The sequence below is a fragment of the Sulfuricurvum sp. genome (genome assembly GCF_028681615.1).
GTDB lineage: Bacteria > Campylobacterota > Campylobacteria > Campylobacterales > Sulfurimonadaceae > Sulfuricurvum.
This window is the reverse complement of record NZ_JAQUHV010000001.1, coordinates 241,574-261,214: the sequence shown is the minus strand read 5'-3', so window position 1 is coordinate 261,214 and position 19,641 is coordinate 241,574. Positions and strand designations below refer to the sequence as shown.

The 19,641-nt window shown below is 42.6% G+C and carries 16 protein-coding genes; 10 read left to right on the top strand and 6 right to left on the bottom strand.

The window, feature by feature from the left end:
• Position 1 precedes the first annotated feature (1 nt).
• The 5 genes from PHE37_RS01385 (at position 2) to PHE37_RS01365 (ending at position 6,611) form a co-directional block, all read left to right on the top strand.
• On the top strand, positions 2 to 484 hold the full coding sequence (locus PHE37_RS01385) for a ComF family protein (RefSeq protein WP_299993567.1): 483 nt from the start codon (positions 2 to 4) through the stop codon (positions 482 to 484).
• Positions 485 to 563: 79 nt separating this feature from the next.
• Entirely contained in the window at positions 564 to 2,807 is a 2,244-nt protein-coding gene (locus tag PHE37_RS01380) for a hypothetical protein (protein ID WP_299993568.1), read from the top strand.
• On the top strand, positions 2,800 to 4,758 hold the full coding sequence (locus tag PHE37_RS01375; RefSeq protein WP_299993569.1) for a hypothetical protein: 1,959 nt from the start codon (positions 2,800 to 2,802) through the stop codon (positions 4,756 to 4,758). Before PHE37_RS01380 ends, PHE37_RS01375 begins: the two co-directional genes overlap by 8 nt.
• Positions 4,751 to 5,224, top strand: coding sequence for a hypothetical protein (locus PHE37_RS01370; protein ID WP_299993570.1), 474 nt, complete (start codon positions 4,751 to 4,753; stop codon positions 5,222 to 5,224). The genes PHE37_RS01375 and PHE37_RS01370 overlap by 8 nt, the downstream gene beginning before the upstream one ends.
• Positions 5,178 to 6,611: a site-specific integrase gene (locus tag PHE37_RS01365; protein WP_300008112.1), complete on the top strand. Its 1,434-nt coding sequence runs from the start codon at positions 5,178 to 5,180 to the stop codon at positions 6,609 to 6,611. The genes PHE37_RS01370 and PHE37_RS01365 overlap by 47 nt, the downstream gene beginning before the upstream one ends.
• An 85-nt stretch (positions 6,612 to 6,696) precedes the next feature.
• On the opposite strand, the gene PHE37_RS01360 is transcribed toward PHE37_RS01365, so the two are convergent.
• Positions 6,697 to 7,275: a HEPN domain-containing protein gene (locus PHE37_RS01360; RefSeq protein ID WP_299993573.1), complete on the bottom strand. Its 579-nt coding sequence runs from the start codon at positions 7,273 to 7,275 to the stop codon at positions 6,697 to 6,699.
• A complete protein-coding gene (locus tag PHE37_RS01355; protein WP_299993574.1) occupies positions 7,268 to 8,278 on the bottom strand; it encodes a ParA family protein in 1,011 nt (336 codons plus the stop codon). Before PHE37_RS01355 ends, PHE37_RS01360 begins: the two co-directional genes overlap by 8 nt.
• A 279-nt stretch (positions 8,279 to 8,557) precedes the next feature.
• Between PHE37_RS01355 and PHE37_RS01350 the strand changes: the two genes are divergently transcribed.
• Genes PHE37_RS01350 through PHE37_RS01340 form a run of 3 tightly spaced genes read left to right on the top strand, consistent with a single transcriptional unit; the run spans position 8,558 to position 10,841 of the window.
• Positions 8,558 to 9,760 (top strand): hypothetical protein, encoded by a 1,203-nt coding sequence (locus tag PHE37_RS01350; RefSeq protein WP_299993575.1) that lies wholly within the window; start codon positions 8,558 to 8,560, stop codon positions 9,758 to 9,760.
• Positions 9,761 to 9,772: 12 nt separating this feature from the next.
• Positions 9,773 to 10,510, top strand: a complete 738-nt coding sequence (locus PHE37_RS01345; RefSeq protein WP_299993576.1) for a hypothetical protein — start codon at positions 9,773 to 9,775, stop codon at positions 10,508 to 10,510.
• A gap of 4 nt (positions 10,511 to 10,514) precedes the next feature.
• A complete protein-coding gene (locus tag PHE37_RS01340; RefSeq protein ID WP_299993577.1) occupies positions 10,515 to 10,841 on the top strand; it encodes a hypothetical protein in 327 nt (108 codons plus the stop codon).
• Between the two features lie 320 nt (positions 10,842 to 11,161).
• Here the strand turns inward: PHE37_RS01340 and PHE37_RS01335 are convergent, their stop codons facing one another.
• Genes PHE37_RS01335 through PHE37_RS01320 form a run of 4 tightly spaced genes read right to left on the bottom strand, consistent with a single transcriptional unit; the run spans position 11,162 to position 16,820 of the window.
• A complete protein-coding gene (locus tag PHE37_RS01335; RefSeq protein WP_299993578.1) occupies positions 11,162 to 12,547 on the bottom strand; it encodes an ATP-binding protein in 1,386 nt (461 codons plus the stop codon).
• Positions 12,548 to 12,600: 53 nt separating this feature from the next.
• Entirely contained in the window at positions 12,601 to 14,118 is a 1,518-nt protein-coding gene (locus tag PHE37_RS01330) for a SagB/ThcOx family dehydrogenase (protein ID WP_299993579.1), read from the bottom strand.
• Between the two features lie 48 nt (positions 14,119 to 14,166).
• A complete protein-coding gene (locus PHE37_RS01325) occupies positions 14,167 to 15,414 on the bottom strand; it encodes a hypothetical protein (RefSeq protein WP_299993580.1) in 1,248 nt (415 codons plus the stop codon).
• Complete coding sequence (locus tag PHE37_RS01320) at positions 15,411 to 16,820, bottom strand: DASS family sodium-coupled anion symporter (protein ID WP_299993581.1); 1,410 nt, start codon at positions 16,818 to 16,820, stop codon at positions 15,411 to 15,413. Before PHE37_RS01320 ends, PHE37_RS01325 begins: the two co-directional genes overlap by 4 nt.
• A gap of 167 nt (positions 16,821 to 16,987) precedes the next feature.
• Here PHE37_RS01320 and grpE point away from each other — a divergent pair, with 167 nt between their 5' ends.
• Both grpE and dnaK read left to right on the top strand, forming a co-directional pair.
• Positions 16,988 to 17,527 carry a nucleotide exchange factor GrpE gene (grpE, locus tag PHE37_RS01315; protein WP_299993582.1) on the top strand — a complete coding sequence of 180 codons (540 nt, stop codon included), beginning with the start codon at positions 16,988 to 16,990 and terminating at the stop codon, positions 17,525 to 17,527.
• A gap of 20 nt (positions 17,528 to 17,547) precedes the next feature.
• The gene (gene dnaK, locus PHE37_RS01310; RefSeq protein ID WP_300008110.1) at positions 17,548 to 19,425 is read left to right on the top strand and encodes a molecular chaperone DnaK; all 1,878 of its coding nucleotides are present in this window, start codon (positions 17,548 to 17,550) and stop codon (positions 19,423 to 19,425) included.
• Positions 19,426 to 19,641: the final 216 nt, after the last annotated feature.

Below are 19,641 nucleotides of genomic sequence, written 5' to 3'. Positions count from 1 at the left end.
CATGCGCTGCATGATGTGCGAACGATTCACTCTTTCACACATTTGCCCTTCCTGTCAAACCACGTTTCTCACCCCTACACTGCATAAACGAAAAATCCTCGGCTCGATCGAGGTCCTCTCTTTTTTCCCTTATGATGATGTTGAACCGCTTCTTTTGACCAAACACACCGATGTCGGATATTATATTTATACGATTTTAGCGAAACGTTCTCTTGGTGCATTTGCAGAACAGTGGCAGTATGAAAATCGCGTGAGTTCTATCGGAATCGATGATAATGCAAAAAGCGGATACAGTCACACGGCAATCCTCAACCGTGCCTTAAAATCACCTCGTATAACACCGGTTTACGGAAAGTTACGTGCTACAAACGACCATAAATATGCCGGGAAAAGTGTAGAGGAGCGGCTTTTGAATCCGAGAGGATTTACCTATCTCCCTTTTGATCATGAAGAGGTGATCTTGGTCGACGATATCGTTTTATGAATTAATGTCAATTAGTCATATTATTTGATTATTTTAGGATTTATGTTTTAATCGCAATAAGTATCATAAAGGATATATTGTGGGAAAAACAAAAACTGTTACCACTAAACTTCCAAGAGGTTCTTTGGAACCTCTATCTCCAAACCGAGCCAGAAAACATTTTGATACGGTAAATCCTATTCTTGCAGAAGAACATTATGGAAAATACCTTGTTGTAAAAAATAACCGCAGTGATAGGATGCGTCACAACCGACAGTATATACATCATCAAGCCATGATTGAATTTCTCAAAGCAAGCAAAGAAAATATAACTATCATCGAAAATCAAAAAAAATTTGGTATGGCTTCTACACATTTGATGAGTCTATTCCCAAAGCAGCAAGATATGATCGTTAGTACATTGTATACATTGGTAGATGAAGGGCGCTCACGAAGCTCTATAAGGTCCTTACTTGAAGGTTTTAGCCATCTTTTGATGGTGCATAAAAAGCTCAATATATCTTTGACATCCTTGAGTGAAATCGATGGAATTACTTTTAAAGTATTGGTAAAAGATGCCAAAGAGAATACATACACTCGACATATACTTCAATGTTGCACCCAATTTCTACGCCTTGTTTGTACATATTATGGCATAGAGCTTGAAGTCCCTTCATTAGTATCCTATGGCGTAGTCAACATGGGTAAAAAGCAAGAACTCTCTTTGGCGGTATCGTGGCAGCTTGACATCTTTGCCTGCAAAGAGTTGGATGCGACCATAGAACTTGTCCAAGAGTACAAACAGTGGATGTATGAGCTTGAAATGATCCAAGCCACTTTTACAAAACAAGAACTCGATAAACATGGAGGAATCTTCACACTAAAAAATCTTATCTTTTCATATTTCGAGAATATAAATTTATATGGTAAAGGTTCTAGTGGGATTAATGATTCTATCCGAAGCGCTGCTCTTGCGCTCTACGGAATCGAACTGAAGATTAATAAAACAAGTCATCCCAATAAAGAAGAAAATGAAAGGATGTCGCTTCTTAGGAAACAAGGCGAAGGAGGCTTTAACATTACCATTAGGGATGAAAGGATGTTTGCTTTTTGGCACAAGATCATTGTCAACGATCCCCTCTTCGGCACTACATTGTTACCTCAATATTCATTTTTGTATAAGTCATTTCAAAGTTGGAAAGATGCACAAGCATATAAAAGCAACTTTACCTTGAAGCGATTCAACCGTCGAATATACCCTAGCAAGGAGTCCATCTATCCACTCTATTTACTCTCGTTATGTCGAAGTGGGCTGAATCAGCAACCTATAAAAGATTGGAGGGTACAGAAAGATGGGCAAGGCAAGTATTTCCTTGGCGAGGATTCGGGCATGGGACGACTTGTAGACGGTTTCAAATCGCGGGGTAATACGATACAGACTACTGCGCTTGATAAGCAGCATTGCCGTTATGTGGATTTCTTCTGTGAGTTTCTGACCCCTTTGTTTGAACGCTCAAAGAATGATTATTTCTTTCAATATATAGGTAATAGTGGTAACAAAAAATCCCAATCCAAAATATCGACATGGAATAGCAATTCACTTGCAGATATGTTTACAGGAAGCACTCATTTCTTCTACAACTATCCCATCATGGATACTGAAATACAACCCGCTGGGACATATCAACAAAAACGCATCTATAGCATCGATCACAATCAACTCCGCAAGGTAAAAAATCTCAGTGAATACCTACAGGGAAAAACAGATTGGGAACGCCAATATGGGCTAGGGCATAAAAATGTAGAGACAGGTATCTCTTATGAGCAGACAGTAGGCTTCAAGGATGAAAAACAACACCGCATCGCTAAGACTTTAAACAAACTATTGGACTTTATTAGGGGAAGGGTAAGCGAAAAGGAAATCCCAAAACTCAAAGTCTTTAAAGGACCTCTTGCCCATTGCCAAAATCCCTTCGAACCTGATTATATTGGAGCAAAAGAGCTACATGATGGGGATGTCTGTTCGAATTGGCGTAAATGCCTTAGCGGTTGCAGCCAATGCCAGCCTGTAAAAAGCGTTCATGGGCCAAATATTATGGCATGGCGTATCGTCATGGAAGAACTGCGCTCGATTTATACCAATCCGCAAGAGTGGGAGCGGATGTTCTTGATTGATGACCAGGCGGCAGAGGCCACCCTTGAAGCATGTCATTTCACTCAAGAAGAGAAAGCGGAATGCGAGAAAAGAGCCAATGAACCGGGACGGTTGAATTTCATACGTCGTGAAGTTTTGAATTCACAAAAGTCGCGTCGATTAAGTCAAGAGGAGAAGGAACATGCTTGATTATACAGAAGAACTCAAAAAATGCGTTCATGAGGACGAAGTTTGGGCATTGATGAAAAATAAAATCTATACCAACAGTAATAACTCCGCCTTCGGGGATGAGACTCTCTTTATCCGAAGAAACGCTCTTGCATTTTTTCCAGTCACACCACCATTAGGCTTAATAGGATTGGCATACCGCACGTTCCTATACCTTCGGCTGGATGGGGAGGCAGGAAGTGCTCCGGTCAATGGTGGGAATTATAGTACTGCAAGTAATTTCTTGCGAACTATACGTGAGTTACAAGAATACGGAAACTTCGATACGCCTTCACAGCTCACAGGAAAGATACTTGATGCGTATATTGTGGCACAACGTAAATCAGGTAATACTGAAGGCACGATTCGCACCAAACTCTTTCATTTTGAAAAATGGTTGGCATACGGTCATCTGTTCCCCTTCTTTTTACGGTTGCCTCATGATCTCATTATGTCATGCAAGGAATGGGAAAGGGTTGTAGAGGGCTCAAGCAAGGAAAAACTTGATTATCAAAATGGCTTAGGTGGCTCTAAAGAGCCTTATCCGCTGGACCAATGGGTCATTATCATCACAGAGGCGATCGACTACATTGATAACTATGCCGAGGATTGTGTGATCGCGGCACAATTATACAAGGAATTCGAAGCACAGAATCGAGGGCAAGCTGTAACTATGAAGTACGCTACAAAACACTTCCGAATTATCAATCACCGTTTTAGCGAGCCTCTTCTGGCGACGGTGCAGCACCATGCGCTCTCGCTTCCAAATAATCAATGGAAATCCATGCCCAAAAACAAAGGGATAGGTCCTGTAGGAGCTTGTTTGACTTCCATTCATAAACTTCAAGCAGCCTGCGTTATCATCGTACTTATCTTGACAGCGATGCGAAAAGGGGAACTAGGGATAATGATGCGCTACCCGAGAACAAAAAAGACGGCGCATCACGAACTTGACGGCAGTATTAAACTGGAGCGCCTGGTCTACAAGACTGCTGAGACAGATCAGGGAGAGCTTCACCCCATTGCAGTACCACAGATTATTACCCATTCCCTTAATCTACTATCTCGTATCAGCGAGATCGGTGATGGAAAACGCGAAGGCCTTATCAATTTGATGACATTGCACTATGGTAAAGCGATAAATAATGCTGGACGGATTAATTATCTTATCCAAAGCTTCTGCGACGATCTTGATATCACTCCTCCTGCACCCCACCAATTGCGTCATGCATTGGCCTTCTTGGTTGCTTTCTTGAATGATGATATTGGGATCGAGCTTGCGATGACGTTGCTAGGTCATAAATCAACTGAAATGACAAAGAAATATATGGGGCATTACAAACAAGTGATCCTTGAAACGTTTGGTGTGATGTTTGATGAAAACGTCCAGATCAGAGAAGCGGTTGCCGAACTTCAGGCAGAGCAGTCCTCGCAAGCCCTTGAGAAGATCATCGCTGCCGTGGAAAACGACAAGCCTTTATCAGGCCCTATTGTCAAACGGCTCCTGCAGGGGGTTGAGTTTGCGGGAAGTCTGACCAATGAGGGGAAAGTGTTCTTTGCAAAGAGCCAAAGGCTTTTGCTTGAACGTGGGATGCTGGCAATCGTGGAGCATCCAACACATTTCTGCGTGCGTGACCTTACTGATCCTGCACCAGCACCCTGTCATATTGGACTCGTTACAGACGACTTCATCAATGTCCCTGTGGTATCGGCACAATGCCAGACAAGCTGTGGATGCAGGCTCTATACCGAACCGAAGGTCGAGGAGATGAAACGGCTCTCTAACGAGATGGAAGAACACTATCCAGATGATCTACTCGAACTTATCAAAGGGAATCGATACTACATTGCCAACAGCTTCGAGCAGACCTACGGAAATGTCATCAAAGAGTTTGAACAGAAAAAACAACAAAAAGAGAAACAACATGGCTAATATCAGCTTACATGAGCGGCAGACAAAGGCACAGTGCTTATGGGATGCCTTTGAAACCCTCAAAAATGAGTCTAAGAGAAAAAACCTTGTCAGTATGAAAGCGGTCATCGAATTGGCCAATCAAGATGAACGGATGAAAGAGTTTGGTACCGATATCGGGGAAAAGAGCGTCTATACAAAAGCCAAAGGATCGGTTTACACCCCTATCGTAGAAGCGGTCAATACCTTTATCAAAGAGTTCAAAGCCGATACGGAAAAAGCTGGAAACCGGAGCAAAGAGAAGCTAAAAAGTTTTGATTCCAAGCTTGCCAGTGCGGAGGCCGCCGTTATTCTCCTTCAAGAGAAAGTCCATGAGCTTCAAGCAAGGCTTGAAAACAAAGACCGGATCATTCAGCAGATAGAAGAAGAACGGAGTATTTATGCAGATGAAGTGTATAGGCTCAGACGGAAGTATGAACATGGCTGAAGAACGATCACCTATAAAGCGTCAGTATGAGACGCGGCAGATATTTCATCCAAGCTTGCAAAAACGCAAGATAACCATCATCTATATCGACAATGAATTGGATCTTCCATCTTTCTCATTTCTAGTCTATGAAGCGAGAAATGGTGGAAAAAGCGGAAGCGTCTCTGGGAAAATGACCCATATTGGTAGAGCATACAAGATCATCGAACTCTACCGTGAGCTTGACTTATTGGGATTGAAGTGGTCAGAAGCCGAAGAAGAGGATATCCGTATCATCCGAAACCGTATGCTATGTTGGGATATGAGTAACAACGCCGACTATGACTACTACGACCATGAGCCGATCGAGAACGACACCATGAATCAAAAGCTTTCGGTATGGATGAAGTTCTTTAAACATCAGCGCTGGATGGAAGCAAATACCCGCATGGTGATGGGGACTAAGATTGTCAAGGCTTGGTTACCAGATGCTTTCTTACAGCATGTCAACGGAACCCGTCATGGAGAACGGTTCAAGATGGTTGAGAGATGGAATCTGATGGTCCGCCCATCGCCCAGGAAGCTTTATTATCCCGCTCTATCCAAGCTGGAGTTTGAAGCATTTAGAACACGACTGCGTGAGATTGATATCGTCTATGAGGTGATAGCATTGCTTATGGTAGACACCGGATTGAGGGTTGATGCAGCTTTGGAGTTCGACATGAGCATTTTTTCAGGGTGGATGAAGCACTTGAATATGGGAGGGAAAAACCTTCATGACGATATTCCTGTCAAATATACCAACAAGGGAGGCGAGACCAAGGTATGCGAAATCTCCCTCAATACAGTTCATGAGATTCAAAAGCTCTATCGTGCAAGCCACTACAACAAACGGCTACAACACTATCAAGAGGATTGGAATGGCGATGATGAGCCCTTGTGGTTGCGAGAAGATGGTAAAAAAATATTCTATCGGGATGTTCAAAGAGCATTCAAAGAAGCGTCTAGGGCCATGCATAGAATCCATAACCCCATAACACCGCATCATCTACGACATACCTGTGCAACCTGGCTTGTTATCAAGCTCTCAGAGGAGAACAAAATAGCCCTTGGCATTATTGGTGCTGAACCGCACCCGATGATTATGGGTGTGTTGATGAATAAACTAGGTCATGCAAGCCCTCAAAGCACACTCAGATATACAATGACAGCGTATAAGCTCCAACCTCGAAAAGAGAGTAAGCATGGAAATATGATGGTGCTGACTCCTCTTGCTATTCAATATAATAAAAGCGTTCAATCATTATTACTAGAGAAAGCTCTTGAGGAATTTGGGTATGAATTTGATGAGGAGAAGTATGATATGATCAAATTTGCTATAAAACAGGGGTTTGCGGTAGATTATTAGTATTTACTATATGTAATTTATATTAAGGGAATCGCTTTAAAACACTTATGCATTGGATTTTGTGCAGCATGCGAATATTTTTTATCTATAGTTCTTGTTGTGCTATGGAATCAAGGATATTAACTATTCGATCAATATTTGTTACTACTTGCTGGACATGAGGTAATGTGATGGGCCATTTTTCGCCTAAACCATTAGCTGGATTAATGTCGCTTTCGTGGGCAATCAAATTACGTCTATCAACAATACGGCTTACTGTGTCTTCTGCATTAGGTAATGCTGTTTCAACCTTTGCCCAAATATCAAGAATCCCAATCTGTTCAAATGCGGCCTTTATTTTTTTTGGAGCTTGAAAACTTTTATACCCATTTATCTCTCGTATTTTATTGTCTAAGCTTGTACTTGATGTAATCTGATTGGTGCTGATTATGTGGTTAAGATGCATATTGTGTGTGCCATTAGTATATTGATGCTTTAAGCCTTCTCTGACAATATCATGCACATATGTATCAAGTGCACTGACCATTGCTACAAGCTCGGCTCTCAATAACTCACCCTTTGGGACTACGTTTGTGGTCAAAGCTTCTAATGCTATATAAACCGCTTCTAAATCCTGTACACTTGACAGGTTTAAACGATATTGTTTAAGTGGATTTTCAAGCATTTGTTAATTGTTCTATTTTCGTTGCCATGTTGGTATACAGAGTATTAAATCTCGCGCGCGTGTCTCTATACTGATCTCGGACTACTCCTGTGACCCCAAACATCTCATCTGTTAAAGCAAAAATTGGATAACCATGTTGTTGATACTGGGCATTTAAAGTTTGAAAATCTGGCACTTGTCCCAAACTATAATTTTCTATACCCTCATAGCTATTTAGTAGCATGTCTTTTGTGGCCATGGCAGGAACAAACGATGCTGTAATTACCTCATCAAATTGATCGATTACTCTTTGATTGGCCTGAGTTGGTCTACCCGAACGAATATTAAAGCGTTGCATAATTGTTCCAAGAAACTTTGGTTTTTTATCAGGTAGGGGATATGTCACATTAGAAAATGCTTCTCTGGCTCTTATCGCCCAGGATTCCCATTTAGGTAATATATTTGCCAATGATCTCAATGCTAGGATTGAAAATTTATCGGGTGATGCAGGTACAATAAAATAATCACTTGAGCAAATAAATAGCTGGTTAAAAGCGCTAAGACTCGGGTTTAGATCAACCAGTATATAATCTGCTTCATATCTAAGTGCTGTTGTTTCCATTAATTTAAAAAGTGAACCTGGCAAGTTTTTTACAGCGCTAAAAGACTCAGACATAGTAAATGATACAGCTAGTGATACCTCATATTCAGACAATTCAAATGAACCAGGGATAAGCAAAAGGTTTTCGTTCGTTTTTACCTGTAAGCATTCAAAAGCCTGTATGGGAACAGGCTCATTTTCAAATACGGGGGCTATTGCACTTTTTAGATTAGCTCCATCATTGGCATAATATTCTTCAAAACCATCATCACCTAAAACGATATTTGTCAAATTGCACTGTGAATCAGCATCGATAAGAATGACTTTGTTTCCCATGTTGGCAAGCATCCAGCCGAGATGATAAGTTGATGTTGTTTTACTCACACCACCTTTGTGATTAAACATTGAAATAATTTTTGCCATAGTAAGCGCCTTAATAAAAATCACATATAATATCAAGATAAACAATATTTGACAATATAAATTATATGGAGAGTTTGTGTCAGAGCAAATTATTGTCAAATAATAATATACTTATGGTCTTAGGGTGGGTGCATATCATTAGATTTTTGAAAACATTCATTCTCTCACGTGAAAATATAATGGGCTTATTTAAAAAATGATGCTTTTTGTAGTTTTCATATCATTATATTATGTATTTTATTGTACTTGTTGCTTTGAACAAAAATTAAGGGGATTTATTTGGAAACAACATATTTATATCCAGAAAAACCAAAACCTATATACCCACTCCGCAATCATGTCTTTGAGCATCTTGGTGAGGTAGATTTTACTAATCTGATTCACAGGTATTATGATGGTGAAAAAGTAACACATCTTTTAAAGGAATATGATGTAAAAGTTAGTGTCAACAAATTTGCTTCATGCCTTCCATATTTCACGAGCCAACATATGTGTCCATACTGCGTTGAACTTGCATTTTCGGTTGGTTCTAAATCTGAAAAAGATGGAAATATTTATGTGAAAATGATTCGGGAATGCTATCAGTGTGGCCATAAAATAGATCCAAAAAATCCCAACTTAAAATGCGACTGTGCTGAATGCCAGAACTATTTTGAAGACATCTTAAATAATGACATTTCAACATCAATTGAGCATGCAAAATCAAATGCCGAATACGAGGCAACCTCAGAATACACCAAATTGATGATAGCTGCACTTCTTAGAAGCGGCCAGAGCGAGCACGATCTTGAATTGATCAAACCAGTGTTTTTGGAACAAAAAAATAAGCTTTCACCTACACCAGACATGAGCATTAAAATCATCTCTACTCTAAAAAGATCCAATTGGATTCGTTTTGGCGAAGACAGCAAAGAATCATGTTTTACTATCGAAGACGGGGAAATCACCCGATATGTCCCCCTAAAAACAACATACAGGCTCAATCTTGTTGATGATTTTGGAGGGGTAACGGCGCTCACAAATCCGGATTTGAGTAATACGCATCCGGTCATTATGTATGATCAATGGTTGGAGATAGCACAGGCGGAATGTTTTGAATATCTTGTCTATCATCTTCATGAATATAATCTTCCCGATGACATTGGTCCAAAAACAAAAGCTGTAATTTATGAGGGATTGAAGCGTTTTTCCGTTTCGCAGATGTTTAATTTTATTTGGAGAGCTGCCAAGAATGCGGCAGCTTACTACCAGAAGGATCGTGTTACCAAACAGCATGCACTCAATTCAATTCCAGGCTCCATGCAGCGTGATATGGACCGTGCTGTGGCTGAAGGATGGGACGTGAAAGGGTATAGCAGAAACTACAATCTTCCAAGAAGTATTTATGCTGGGATGTTTTATGATCTGGTCCTCAAGATGGGGGATAAAGCTATTGATATGGTGATTCCAGTAGAGGCGTTCGCCATGCACGAAAAGGGATAAAAAAGGTATTGTATGTATGATGCAGAACAAATAGAAATTGCCAAAAAGTGCATTGGACTCTTTATGGTGCATGGGAATAAAATGCTATGTACCCCTTACGGGCTCAAGCATACCATAGAAAAGTTCACTGATTATTTTGAAGAGAAACATGTATATATTTCAAGAGAATCAGCGATGATAGCCTTGAAAGAAAAAAAGTTTGTTGTGTCGGATAACGATGAAGTCATGGCAGAGTGGGTTTACCCTGATCGTGAGACACTCGTGACTATTCTAGGTAATAGTGATTTTGAGAAGAACTTTGCTGACAATGAATTCAAAACCCCTTTTTATCTATTGCCAAGTCTCAGAGTATCTGCGATGGTGGAGGCCTATAGTTCCGCCTATGAAGGCGATGGCCGTAATGAATTTCCGCTAATTGATCAATACAGATATGATAAATTGCATTGGATTGATGTTCCCGATGGTGTACTGTCGTATGTCGTCGAAGAGGATTGTATTATTCTAGATACTATTTATGCAAGGACCAAGCGTAGAGGAGTCGGAAAAGATCTATTCCGATCTTTCTGCAAAGAGGTTTCCATCTATCCTGATAATTTTTATATTGAGATCGATGCGTTTACGGATGACAGTAAGGCGTTCTTTCGCTCTATGGCACATACGAGCGAATTTTTCAGGCCATCCAGACGACTTGGCAAGCCGGATACCTACAGTATAAATATTAACGACATTAACAATCAAAAGGGGATATAACACTATGGGTGTAATAGATGAGTTAAAAAAACAAATAGCGAATCAACCAAAACCGTCACCGGTCGACAAACTAACTTCAGAAGCCTTGCTTAGAATAAAAAAGTATTGTATTGAAGACAGGAAGGAGGTAGGCCATGCTTTTATAGATCGTGAAATTTTCCATCAGATTTCTATTCCTATGATAAGTATCGAGGCTAATGCCAGTGATGATGTCAATGTTGCAATAGAGCAAGCCATTGCCAAGATTGTCGAGGATGGATATTTTATCCGGCGAGAATTAGACAGTACACTGATCTTAACTGAAAACGGTTATGCTTGGCTTCTCAAATGAAAACAACCGTATTTGAAGAACAGTAAACATTCATTGATTTTATGATCATTAATCATACTTCCTGTTAATGATTAAATGGTATAAGCGTCAATTCTTAATCATACTTCAATAGTAAAATAGTATGATACTTATTGATTAATACATAATCTTCTAAAAATCCCTAAAATAGGGGAGAAAATAGATAATATGACTTTTGTTAAAATTTTAAACCCGGCTTTACTACGGGGACAACACTGAGCGAAGCTGCCGAGATTCTCCATGCACAGGGAAAAAAAGTGCTTTTTTGCCTTACTCTAAGCGATGCAGAAAACAGATGACACTTATGTGATATTCGACGGTATGGTAAAATAAAAACAGCTTCCTTCACCTATCGTGCTTTCTGCCCAAATACGGCCACCGTGTGCTTGAACCATCTCTTTGACAATCGCAAGACCCAACACTGTCCCTTTTAAACTTTCATTATTATGAGCATAAATTTGAATAAAAGGATCGAAAATAGTTTCCAAATTTTCTTTTGCTATCCCTTTTCCGTGATCACAAATAGAAAATCGGTTTTCTAAATCCGGCTGATATCTCACTTCAATAGATGCATGATCAGGCGAAAATTTGATTGCATTGCTTAAGAGATTGATCAAGATCTGTTGAATCATTTGTCGATCTCCTCTCAGTGATTCGTCTCTCAGTGCAGGATAATGAATCTGAATGGAGCGTTTGCTCGCGAGAGGTTCAACGATTATAGAAATCCCTTTACATAATTCCGATACTGAAAAAACGGTGTAGTGAAGTTCCATTTTTCCCGCTTTCATTTTTGAAAAATCGAGGATGGTATTGACCAACTCTAAAAGATGTTTTCCTGAAAGCAATATCTTTTCAATGGTTGAAGACAACTCTTTTGGGGTGTCGGGTCGATGGATTAGAATTTGGGAAAAGCCGATGATTGCATTCAGAGGAGTTCGGAGTTCATGACTCATGGTCGCAAAAAAAGCATCTTTGGCGATAGAAGCTTGGCGTGCTTCTTCGAGCGCTTTTATAAGATCGGTTTGGTATTGCTCTTTTTCGATCATCTCTTGAAGGAGATTTTCATTGAGATGCTCGGTGTAGTATTTCTCTTCTTTAAGATGATCCAGTAATTCTTGTTGTTTGAGCTGCAATAAGATAACTTCACTAAAGTTTGCATGAAATTTTTTACTTGAGATAATCATCATGAGTGAAAATAATAGAATGGTAATTCCGATCAGCCATGATGCATCTGCATTGTTCACTACAAAATGAACGGCAAACGGAGTAAGGACGAGTAGATTATAAACTATGTAACTTTCCGGACGATACGAACTCGATCCGACTGCACCGGCGACCATTCCTCCGACGATAATGATTAAGATCACTGCGTGGTTGGCAGAATCCGGAAGAAGATAAAAGGCACTTGATCCCCATAAGAGACCTGATGCGATGATACCGAACATGTAGAAGTTATAGGCGGTGGAGATAGGTAAAGAGATAGTTGAAAAACGAAATTTATAATAGTTTGCGAAACGGAGTAAGAGAACTAAAATATTTGCGCCCATCCATAGACCAAGAATGGTGTCGGCTATGTGTCCGTGTAGAACAAAAATAATAATGAGCGCATTAAAAAGGTTTGCTGCCAATGGGACAGGAAGCGCTCGATAGAGTGCGTCTACCTCTTTTGAAAATATTTCATTGTGCACAAGACCATTCCTCTACTCGACAGAATAAGAGTCGATTATAAAGGAGTTATCCTTTAATGAGTATAAGGTTCAAGCGTCATGATACGGGTATCGATAATAGCTCGTCCGATCGTGAAATGGTAAAGCGATTGATATTTCAAGTCGTGCATGCCTAACAGAGCATGGAATTCATCGTCTAAAAAGCATCCGATCCCCGTTGCGCTAAGTCCGAGTGACGTTGCCTCGAGATAAAGCATCTGACCGATGGCACCGCATTGGTGGTAGAGATTTTTGTATCCTATGGCACCGTAAGTTTCGAGCGATTCTCCAAAGCGGCAAAGCATACCGAAACTAAAGGCTCCGTCTTTTGCAATCTCTTGATTGCAGGAGATCATCTGAGCCGCTCCGCGATAGTCTCCTTCACGCAGCAGATACAGCCCTTCTCCGTAATCCTTCCATTCAAACGTCGTGTCCATCGCTTGTTTGAGAGACTCTAAATCGGATGTATTTCGGACGTAGGTATACAATCCTTTAGGCAGCCCCTCTACACGATGGACAAAAAGGGCAAAATGAACATCACTCGTCTCGCGACAAAACAGTGAAGCATTGAGGAGTCGGCGAAACTGCTCTTCGGTGATGGAACTGCCGTCCATCATTTGAGCGCTGCGCCGTTTCAAAATGATCTCTCCGGCACTTTTAGAGGGAGGCGGAGTGATTCGCGATTGTGTCAGAGGGTGTGTTAGGGGATAGAGCCCTTGAGTCGCCGTATCTATAACCTCTAAAATCGGCCAATCATGATGGGATGGGCTGAGGAGATTGGCACGGCTGTCCAACGGCGGCACGGCTGGCAAATCGATATCGGAAATCTCATGGGATGAGAGCGATAGGCGCAGCAGCATATCAGGACTCTCTAGCTCATGCGGATCGAAGCGGCGGAGCTGATCCAATCCGCAGAGGTGCCCGATTTCCCCACTGTCGACGCTTAAAATGGTGCATTCCCATCCCAGTGCCGCGGCACTGATCTTTATCGCCTGATACGCATGTCCCGCATCGAGCTGGCAATAACGCCAACACCGTTCACCGTATTTCCAGGCTTCACGCCAAAAAATTGAGCTTAATGCGATCAGAATCGTATCGTTTTCAATTTTTAACGGTGTGTCGAACTGATGAAGGATCTCCAGAGCATGTTCATTTGGGGCATAGTGAGAGAGGGTCGGATGGTCACTGATTCCTTCGAGTGCGGGAGCGAGGATATAGCATTCGCTTGGTTGGAGATTCCCGCTGCTGGCATTGCACCGTAGTGCCCAGCGTGAACCGCTGTGGCTTTTCCATGCTGCGAGTCCGAGAGCGTATCGGAGCAGTTGGGAAACGGATTCCAAACACAAAGGTGCAGAGGGAAGGTCTTCTCCAAACAAAAGATGATAGGGAGGTGTGATCGTGTTAAGTTTCAGGGGAATGAGCTCTGTCCCTTCGTATCGACGAAAGGGATTGGGTTGTGTTGCCCAGTCCATATAACCCAGACTGGCGGCATAGCGAGAGGGACGGTGTTTGGTTCGGTCGTGATATTCAAGTACGGTTGTAATATTTTTCATGGGGGGGATTGTCAGCTATAGGGGATAAAATTCCCCTATACTTTTAAATCAGCGCAGGGTTTTTAAGAGTCCGGAAAGCATTTGGTCATGGGTTGTCGTCGTATCGATCTCCATGCGGTTCAAATCGGATTTGAACGATCCTCGATAATGGACCCCTTTCGAGGTGATATCGGCACGGATGGCGGCATCGAAATGGATGAGCGGCTGTGTAATATTGTACTCTTGATGCAGCACGTCCGGAAGTGTCGAGCCTTTTGTAACGTTAACCGACACTATTGCGCCTTTGGTCGTAAATTCTCCCGCTCCGTCGACGCTTCCGGTTACGGGAGCTTTCAGTGCAAAGAGGGCAAATGTCTCTTGTAAGTCAGCATGATTTACATGAAACGTTACGGAGGCCGGTTCCAAATTCGGGATCGACACAAACAGGGTTGTATTACTTTCAGCGACATCGGTATGGGCATTCAGCGTGAGAAGTTTTTCGTCTCCGCTTAGCGTAGAACTGAATTCCGCACTTCCGCCCAGGGGGATTCCGACAAATTGTTCCAAAATTCCGGCATGCTCAAGCGAAGCATCAATGGTGATATTCACATCGAAGGGCTTGATATGTCCGAATTTATCCGCCAGGAGTGATTTGAGATCAAACGATTCGTTATTATCTTCTTTTATCTGGGTCGGTGTAAAACGATGGGTTTGGGTACTCACATGAATAAGACCGTCCACATCGCGTCGATCAAATCCGCGTAGAGCAATGTCACCAGAGAGGATCGTATCAGTTTTTGAGGGGTATTCCAGCATATGAAGAAGCGGTTCATACGCGATATTATGAAGCTTAAGTTCGAGTATTGCGAGGTGAAAACGGTGCAATTCGATTTGATACAGCACATCTCCTCCGAAAATCGTTGCATTGCCGTGAATGTCGAATGCCGCGATTCCTCCGCTAAGGGCACCTTCGGTTTTGAACGGTTCCGTAATCGGGTTCAACCCTTTTTCATGGAAACATTCCAAACGATAATGGGCATAGAGTCGAAGGGTCAGGAGTGAAAATCCACCTTGGGTGGAGAGGGTATTCCCGAATGTATCTTGAATCATCACATGAAAACGGTTGTGGCGCAGTGAGAATTCTCTCAACGCAACGGGTGTGGAGAGGGCGGAACTGAGAGACCTTTCAACGATTGGGGTCATCATACGATTTCCCAATGGGGTAAAGAGGAGAATATACAGCAGTACTAAAACACCCAATACGGATAGGGAGACTTTTCCAAAAAGGGTTTTGCGGAGAAAAGCTAACCGGTTCATAAATGTGCCACCGCTAATATCCACGGGGTACCGATTGCCAAAAAGATAACGAAATTGAGCAGCGTTATTGCCCCGCCGTAGATATAGATTTCCCGAGCACTGATATAGCCGGAGCTGAGATAGATCGCGTTACACGAAGAGCCCTGCGGGGTGATCGTGGCGTTAAAGTTGGTGGCAAACAGCAGCATCATTGCCATCAATTCTCCCGGAACACCGGCCCCTACACCGACGGCTAAAAAGATACCGAAGAGGGCTAAAAGATGAGCGCTTTGCGAAACGAAGAGATAGTGAATCAGTACATATACGGCTATCAAGAGTAAATAAACCCACATCCAAGAGAGTCCGATGAGATAGAGGGTAAAATGGTTCGCGACGGCACCCATAAATCCCATTTCGGCGAGCTGGGTACTGAGTGCAAAGAGAATGGCAAACCATATCAGGGTACTGAGCGCTTCGCCTTGGCTTCTAAAATCTTCAACGCCGAAAACGCGTGTCGCCATCAAAATTCCAAGTCCCCCGAATGCAACGGCAGCTTTATCGACCCCCAGTATTCCCGAAAGTGCCCAAAGTGTCAGCATCGAGACAAAAACACCGGCAGTTATCCACTCGTTCCGGCTGATGCGTCCCATGTGTTCCAATGCCTCTTTTGCCTTTTGAGGAGCATCGGGAGTTGAGCGAAGTTCGGGAGGATAAATACGATACAACATCCACGGAATGAGGGCAAATGCGATCAGAGTCGGGAGAAGTGCATAGAGCAGCCAGCTGCCGAACGTGATATGGATTCCCATAGTCTCCGCGATACCGACGCCGACGGGATTAACTGCCATAGCTGTAAGCCAAAGACCCGACGAGATAGTAAGACCCGCCATAGACGTCATCATCAGATAGCTTCCCGCACGACGTTGGGTATTATCACCCACCTTTGAGCCGCAGTCGTGTGCCAGACCGTAGACGATAGGATAGAGAACACCGCTTCGGGCTGTATTACTCGGAAAGGCGGGAGCAATCAAGATATCAGTGGCGATGAGGCTGTATCCGAGCCCCAGAGTAGAGTGGCCGAAACGGCGAATGATGTGGAGCGAAAGCCGTTTTCCTAACCCAGATTTGTGAACGGCGTGAGAGACTAAAAAAGCCGCAATGATCATTAAAATGAAGCTTTCCGAAAACCCCGCATAGGCTTTTACAGGCTCGATGACCCCGGATAAGACACTGATAGCGAGTGCAATGACCGATGCGGCGATGATTGGCAGTACGTTACCTAAAATAGCTATAATAGTTGTCAGGAAAATCGTGAAGAGTTGCCATGCTTTCGGGGTAATGGCAAGCGGTGGAGGGGTAAACCACAAGATTAGGGCAAAAATCCCTAGCAACAGTACGGGGATAAGCTGTTTAACTCTCGGTGACATACTCACTCCCCTTTTTTTAGGCTTATTATAGCATTTTAGAGTCGGTATATATACTTGATATGAATAGACTCAACTATTCTGCATAAAAATTATCATATACCACTTGACAATAGTTGACTCAATGTACTATAATAACACCGGATTTCAAAAAAGGAGTCGTATAACTTATGTCTAATGAAATAAATGAAGACGTGATCAGCGACGAGCAGACCCCTACACAAGAGGGCGAAAGCGAAATCGTTGAGAGCATGAACGAATTAGAAACTATTCAAGCCGAATTGGCATCTTTTAAAGATAAGTACGCCCGCGTACATGCCGATTTCGACAATATCAAAAAACGTCTTGAGCGGGAGAAATACCAAGCGCTTGAGTACGCAAACGAAAAATTTGCGAAAGATTTGATCCCTGTGGTCGATTCGCTTTCCATGGCGATCGGTGCGGCGGAGATCGAAGCGGAGCCTGCGATTCTTTTGGAGAAGCTAAAAGAGGGTGTTGAACTCACAATGAAACAGCTTCTCGGTGTTCTCGAAAAACACGGAGTAACTCCGGTGGATGAATCAGAGCCGTTTGATCCGAATATTCATAACGCGGTACAGCGTGTGGACAGTCCGGATCATGAAAGCGGAGCAATCGTAAACACTTTTCAAAAAGGGTTTCGATATAAAGAGCGAACATTGCGCGATGCAATGGTCGTAATAGCAAACTAAATTTAAATAAAGGAATTAATATGTCAAAAGTTATTGGTATCGATTTAGGAACTACAAACTCATGTGTTGCTGTCTATGAAGGCGGCGAAGCGAAAATTATCCCTAATAAAGAGGGAAAAAATACAACTCCTTCCGTTGTAGCGTTTACAGACAAAGGTGAAATCCTTGTCGGTGATCCGGCGAAACGTCAGGCAATCACAAACCCGGATAAAACGATCTACTCGGTCAAACGTATCATGGGTCTTATGATGAACGAAGAAAAAGCAAAAGAAGCTCACGATAAAGTTACCTATAAAATCGTTGATAAAAACGGTATGGCAGCGGTTGACGTAGCGGGTAAAGTATATACCCCTCAAGAAATTTCTGCAAAAATCCTTTCAAAATTGAAAGCGGATGCGGAGAGCTACCTTGGTCAAGCGGTAACTGATGCAGTTATTACCGTTCCGGCGTATTTCAACGATGCACAGCGTAAAGCGACCAAAGAAGCGGGAACCATCGCAGGTCTTAACGTCCTTCGTATCATCAATGAGCCGACGGCGTCAGCATTGGCATACGGTTTGGATTCAAAAGGGGATGAAAAAGTTCTCGTTTACGATCTAGGGGGCGGAACGTTCGATGTTACGGTTCTTGAAATTTCTGAAGGAACATTTGAAGTTCTTTCAACCGACGGGAATGCGTTCCTCGGTGGGGATGACTTCGATAACAAAATCGTTGACTTCCTCGCGACTGAGTTCAAATCCGACCACGGGATTGATTTGAAAGCGGACAAAATGGCGCTTCAACGTCTCAAAGATGCGGCTGAAAATGCGAAAAAAGAGCTTTCATCTGCGGAAGAAACAGAGATCAATCTTCCGTTTATCACCGCAGACGCATCCGGTCCTAAACACTTGGTCGTTAAATTGACCCGTGCGAAATTCGAAGGGATGATCGATACGCTTGTAAAAGAAACTATTTCTCACATCAAAACAGCGATGAAAGATGCGGGTCTTAGCAAAAACGAGATCAACGAAATCATCATGGTCGGTGGTTCAACACGTCTTCCGATCGCACAAAAAATGGTTTCAGATGAGTTCGGCGGTAAAACGTTGAACAAAGGGGTAAACCCGGATGAGGTAGTAGCAGCCGGTGCGGCGATCCAAGGTGGGGTTCTACGTGGAGACGTAAAAGACGTTCTTCTTCTCGATGTTACACCACTATCTCTCGGGATCGAAACACTTGGCGGTGTTGCGACGAAAATCATCGAAAAAGGGACCACAATCCCGGTTAAAAAATCGCAAGTGTTCTCAACTGCGGAAGATAACCAACCGGCAGTTAGTATCAGCGTTGTCCAAGGTGAGCGCGAGTTTGCCCGTGATAACAAATCACTCGGGTTGTTCGAACTTACCGGTATCCCGTCGGCACGCCGCGGTGTACCTCAAATCGAAGTAACATTCGATATCGATGCGAACGGTATCTTGACCGTATCCGCTACCGACAAAGGTACCGGCAAAACCCAAGAGATCAAAATCACCGGTTCGAGCGGACTCTCTGAAGAAGAGATCAATAAAATGGTTCAAGACGCAGAAAACCACAAAGCAGAAGATGCAAAACGTAAAGAGATCGTAGATCTTCGTAACCAAGCGGATGCGTTGGCTAACCAAACCGAAAAATCTCTTGAAGAGATGGGCGATAAAATCGACGCAAGCGAAAAAGCAACGATCGAATCGGCACTTGAAGAGCTTAAAGCGGTACTCAAAAATACTGATGCTTCTAAAGAAGAGATCGAAGCGGCAACGAAAAAATTGGCAGATGCGAGCCACAAAATGGCAGAGCAAATGTACAAACAAAACGAAGGCGGTCAAGCTGCTTCCGGCTCAGCGAAAAAAGATGACGACGTCATCGACGCTGAAATCGAGTAATTTTTTCCTACGTCATCCCCGACTTGATCGGGGATCCAGTTTCCCCCTCTTAACTCATTTCCCTTTTCTTCACATTATGATGTCGGTATGGCAGACAAAAGCTTTTGCTCTTACGCTATGTCACGCATTAAATCCAAAAATATCGCCATCGAAATGGAGAATAAAGTAGCCAATCTGCTTTTAATATTTGTGGATTTATAAGAATTTATGTGCAAA

Coding starts and splice junctions, on each gene's coding strand:
- PHE37_RS01385 (WP_299993567.1), top strand. CDS start 2: ATGCGCTGCATGATGTGCGAACGATTCACTCTTTCACACATTTGCCCT.
- PHE37_RS01375 (WP_299993569.1), top strand. CDS start 2,800: ATGCTTGATTATACAGAAGAACTCAAAAAATGCGTTCATGAGGACGAA.
- PHE37_RS01370 (WP_299993570.1), top strand. CDS start 4,751: ATGGCTAATATCAGCTTACATGAGCGGCAGACAAAGGCACAGTGCTTA.
- PHE37_RS01365 (WP_300008112.1), top strand. CDS start 5,178: ATGCAGATGAAGTGTATAGGCTCAGACGGAAGTATGAACATGGCTGAA.
- PHE37_RS01360 (WP_299993573.1), bottom strand. CDS start 7,275: ATGCTTGAAAATCCACTTAAACAATATCGTTTAAACCTGTCAAGTGTA.
- PHE37_RS01355 (WP_299993574.1), bottom strand. CDS start 8,278: ATGGCAAAAATTATTTCAATGTTTAATCACAAAGGTGGTGTGAGTAAA.
- PHE37_RS01345 (WP_299993576.1), top strand. CDS start 9,773: ATGTATGATGCAGAACAAATAGAAATTGCCAAAAAGTGCATTGGACTC.
- PHE37_RS01340 (WP_299993577.1), top strand. CDS start 10,515: ATGGGTGTAATAGATGAGTTAAAAAAACAAATAGCGAATCAACCAAAA.
- PHE37_RS01330 (WP_299993579.1), bottom strand. CDS start 14,118: ATGAAAAATATTACAACCGTACTTGAATATCACGACCGAACCAAACAC.
- PHE37_RS01325 (WP_299993580.1), bottom strand. CDS start 15,414: ATGAACCGGTTAGCTTTTCTCCGCAAAACCCTTTTTGGAAAAGTCTCC.
- PHE37_RS01320 (WP_299993581.1), bottom strand. CDS start 16,820: ATGTCACCGAGAGTTAAACAGCTTATCCCCGTACTGTTGCTAGGGATT.
- grpE (WP_299993582.1), top strand. CDS start 16,988: ATGTCTAATGAAATAAATGAAGACGTGATCAGCGACGAGCAGACCCCT.
- dnaK (WP_300008110.1), top strand. CDS start 17,548: ATGTCAAAAGTTATTGGTATCGATTTAGGAACTACAAACTCATGTGTT.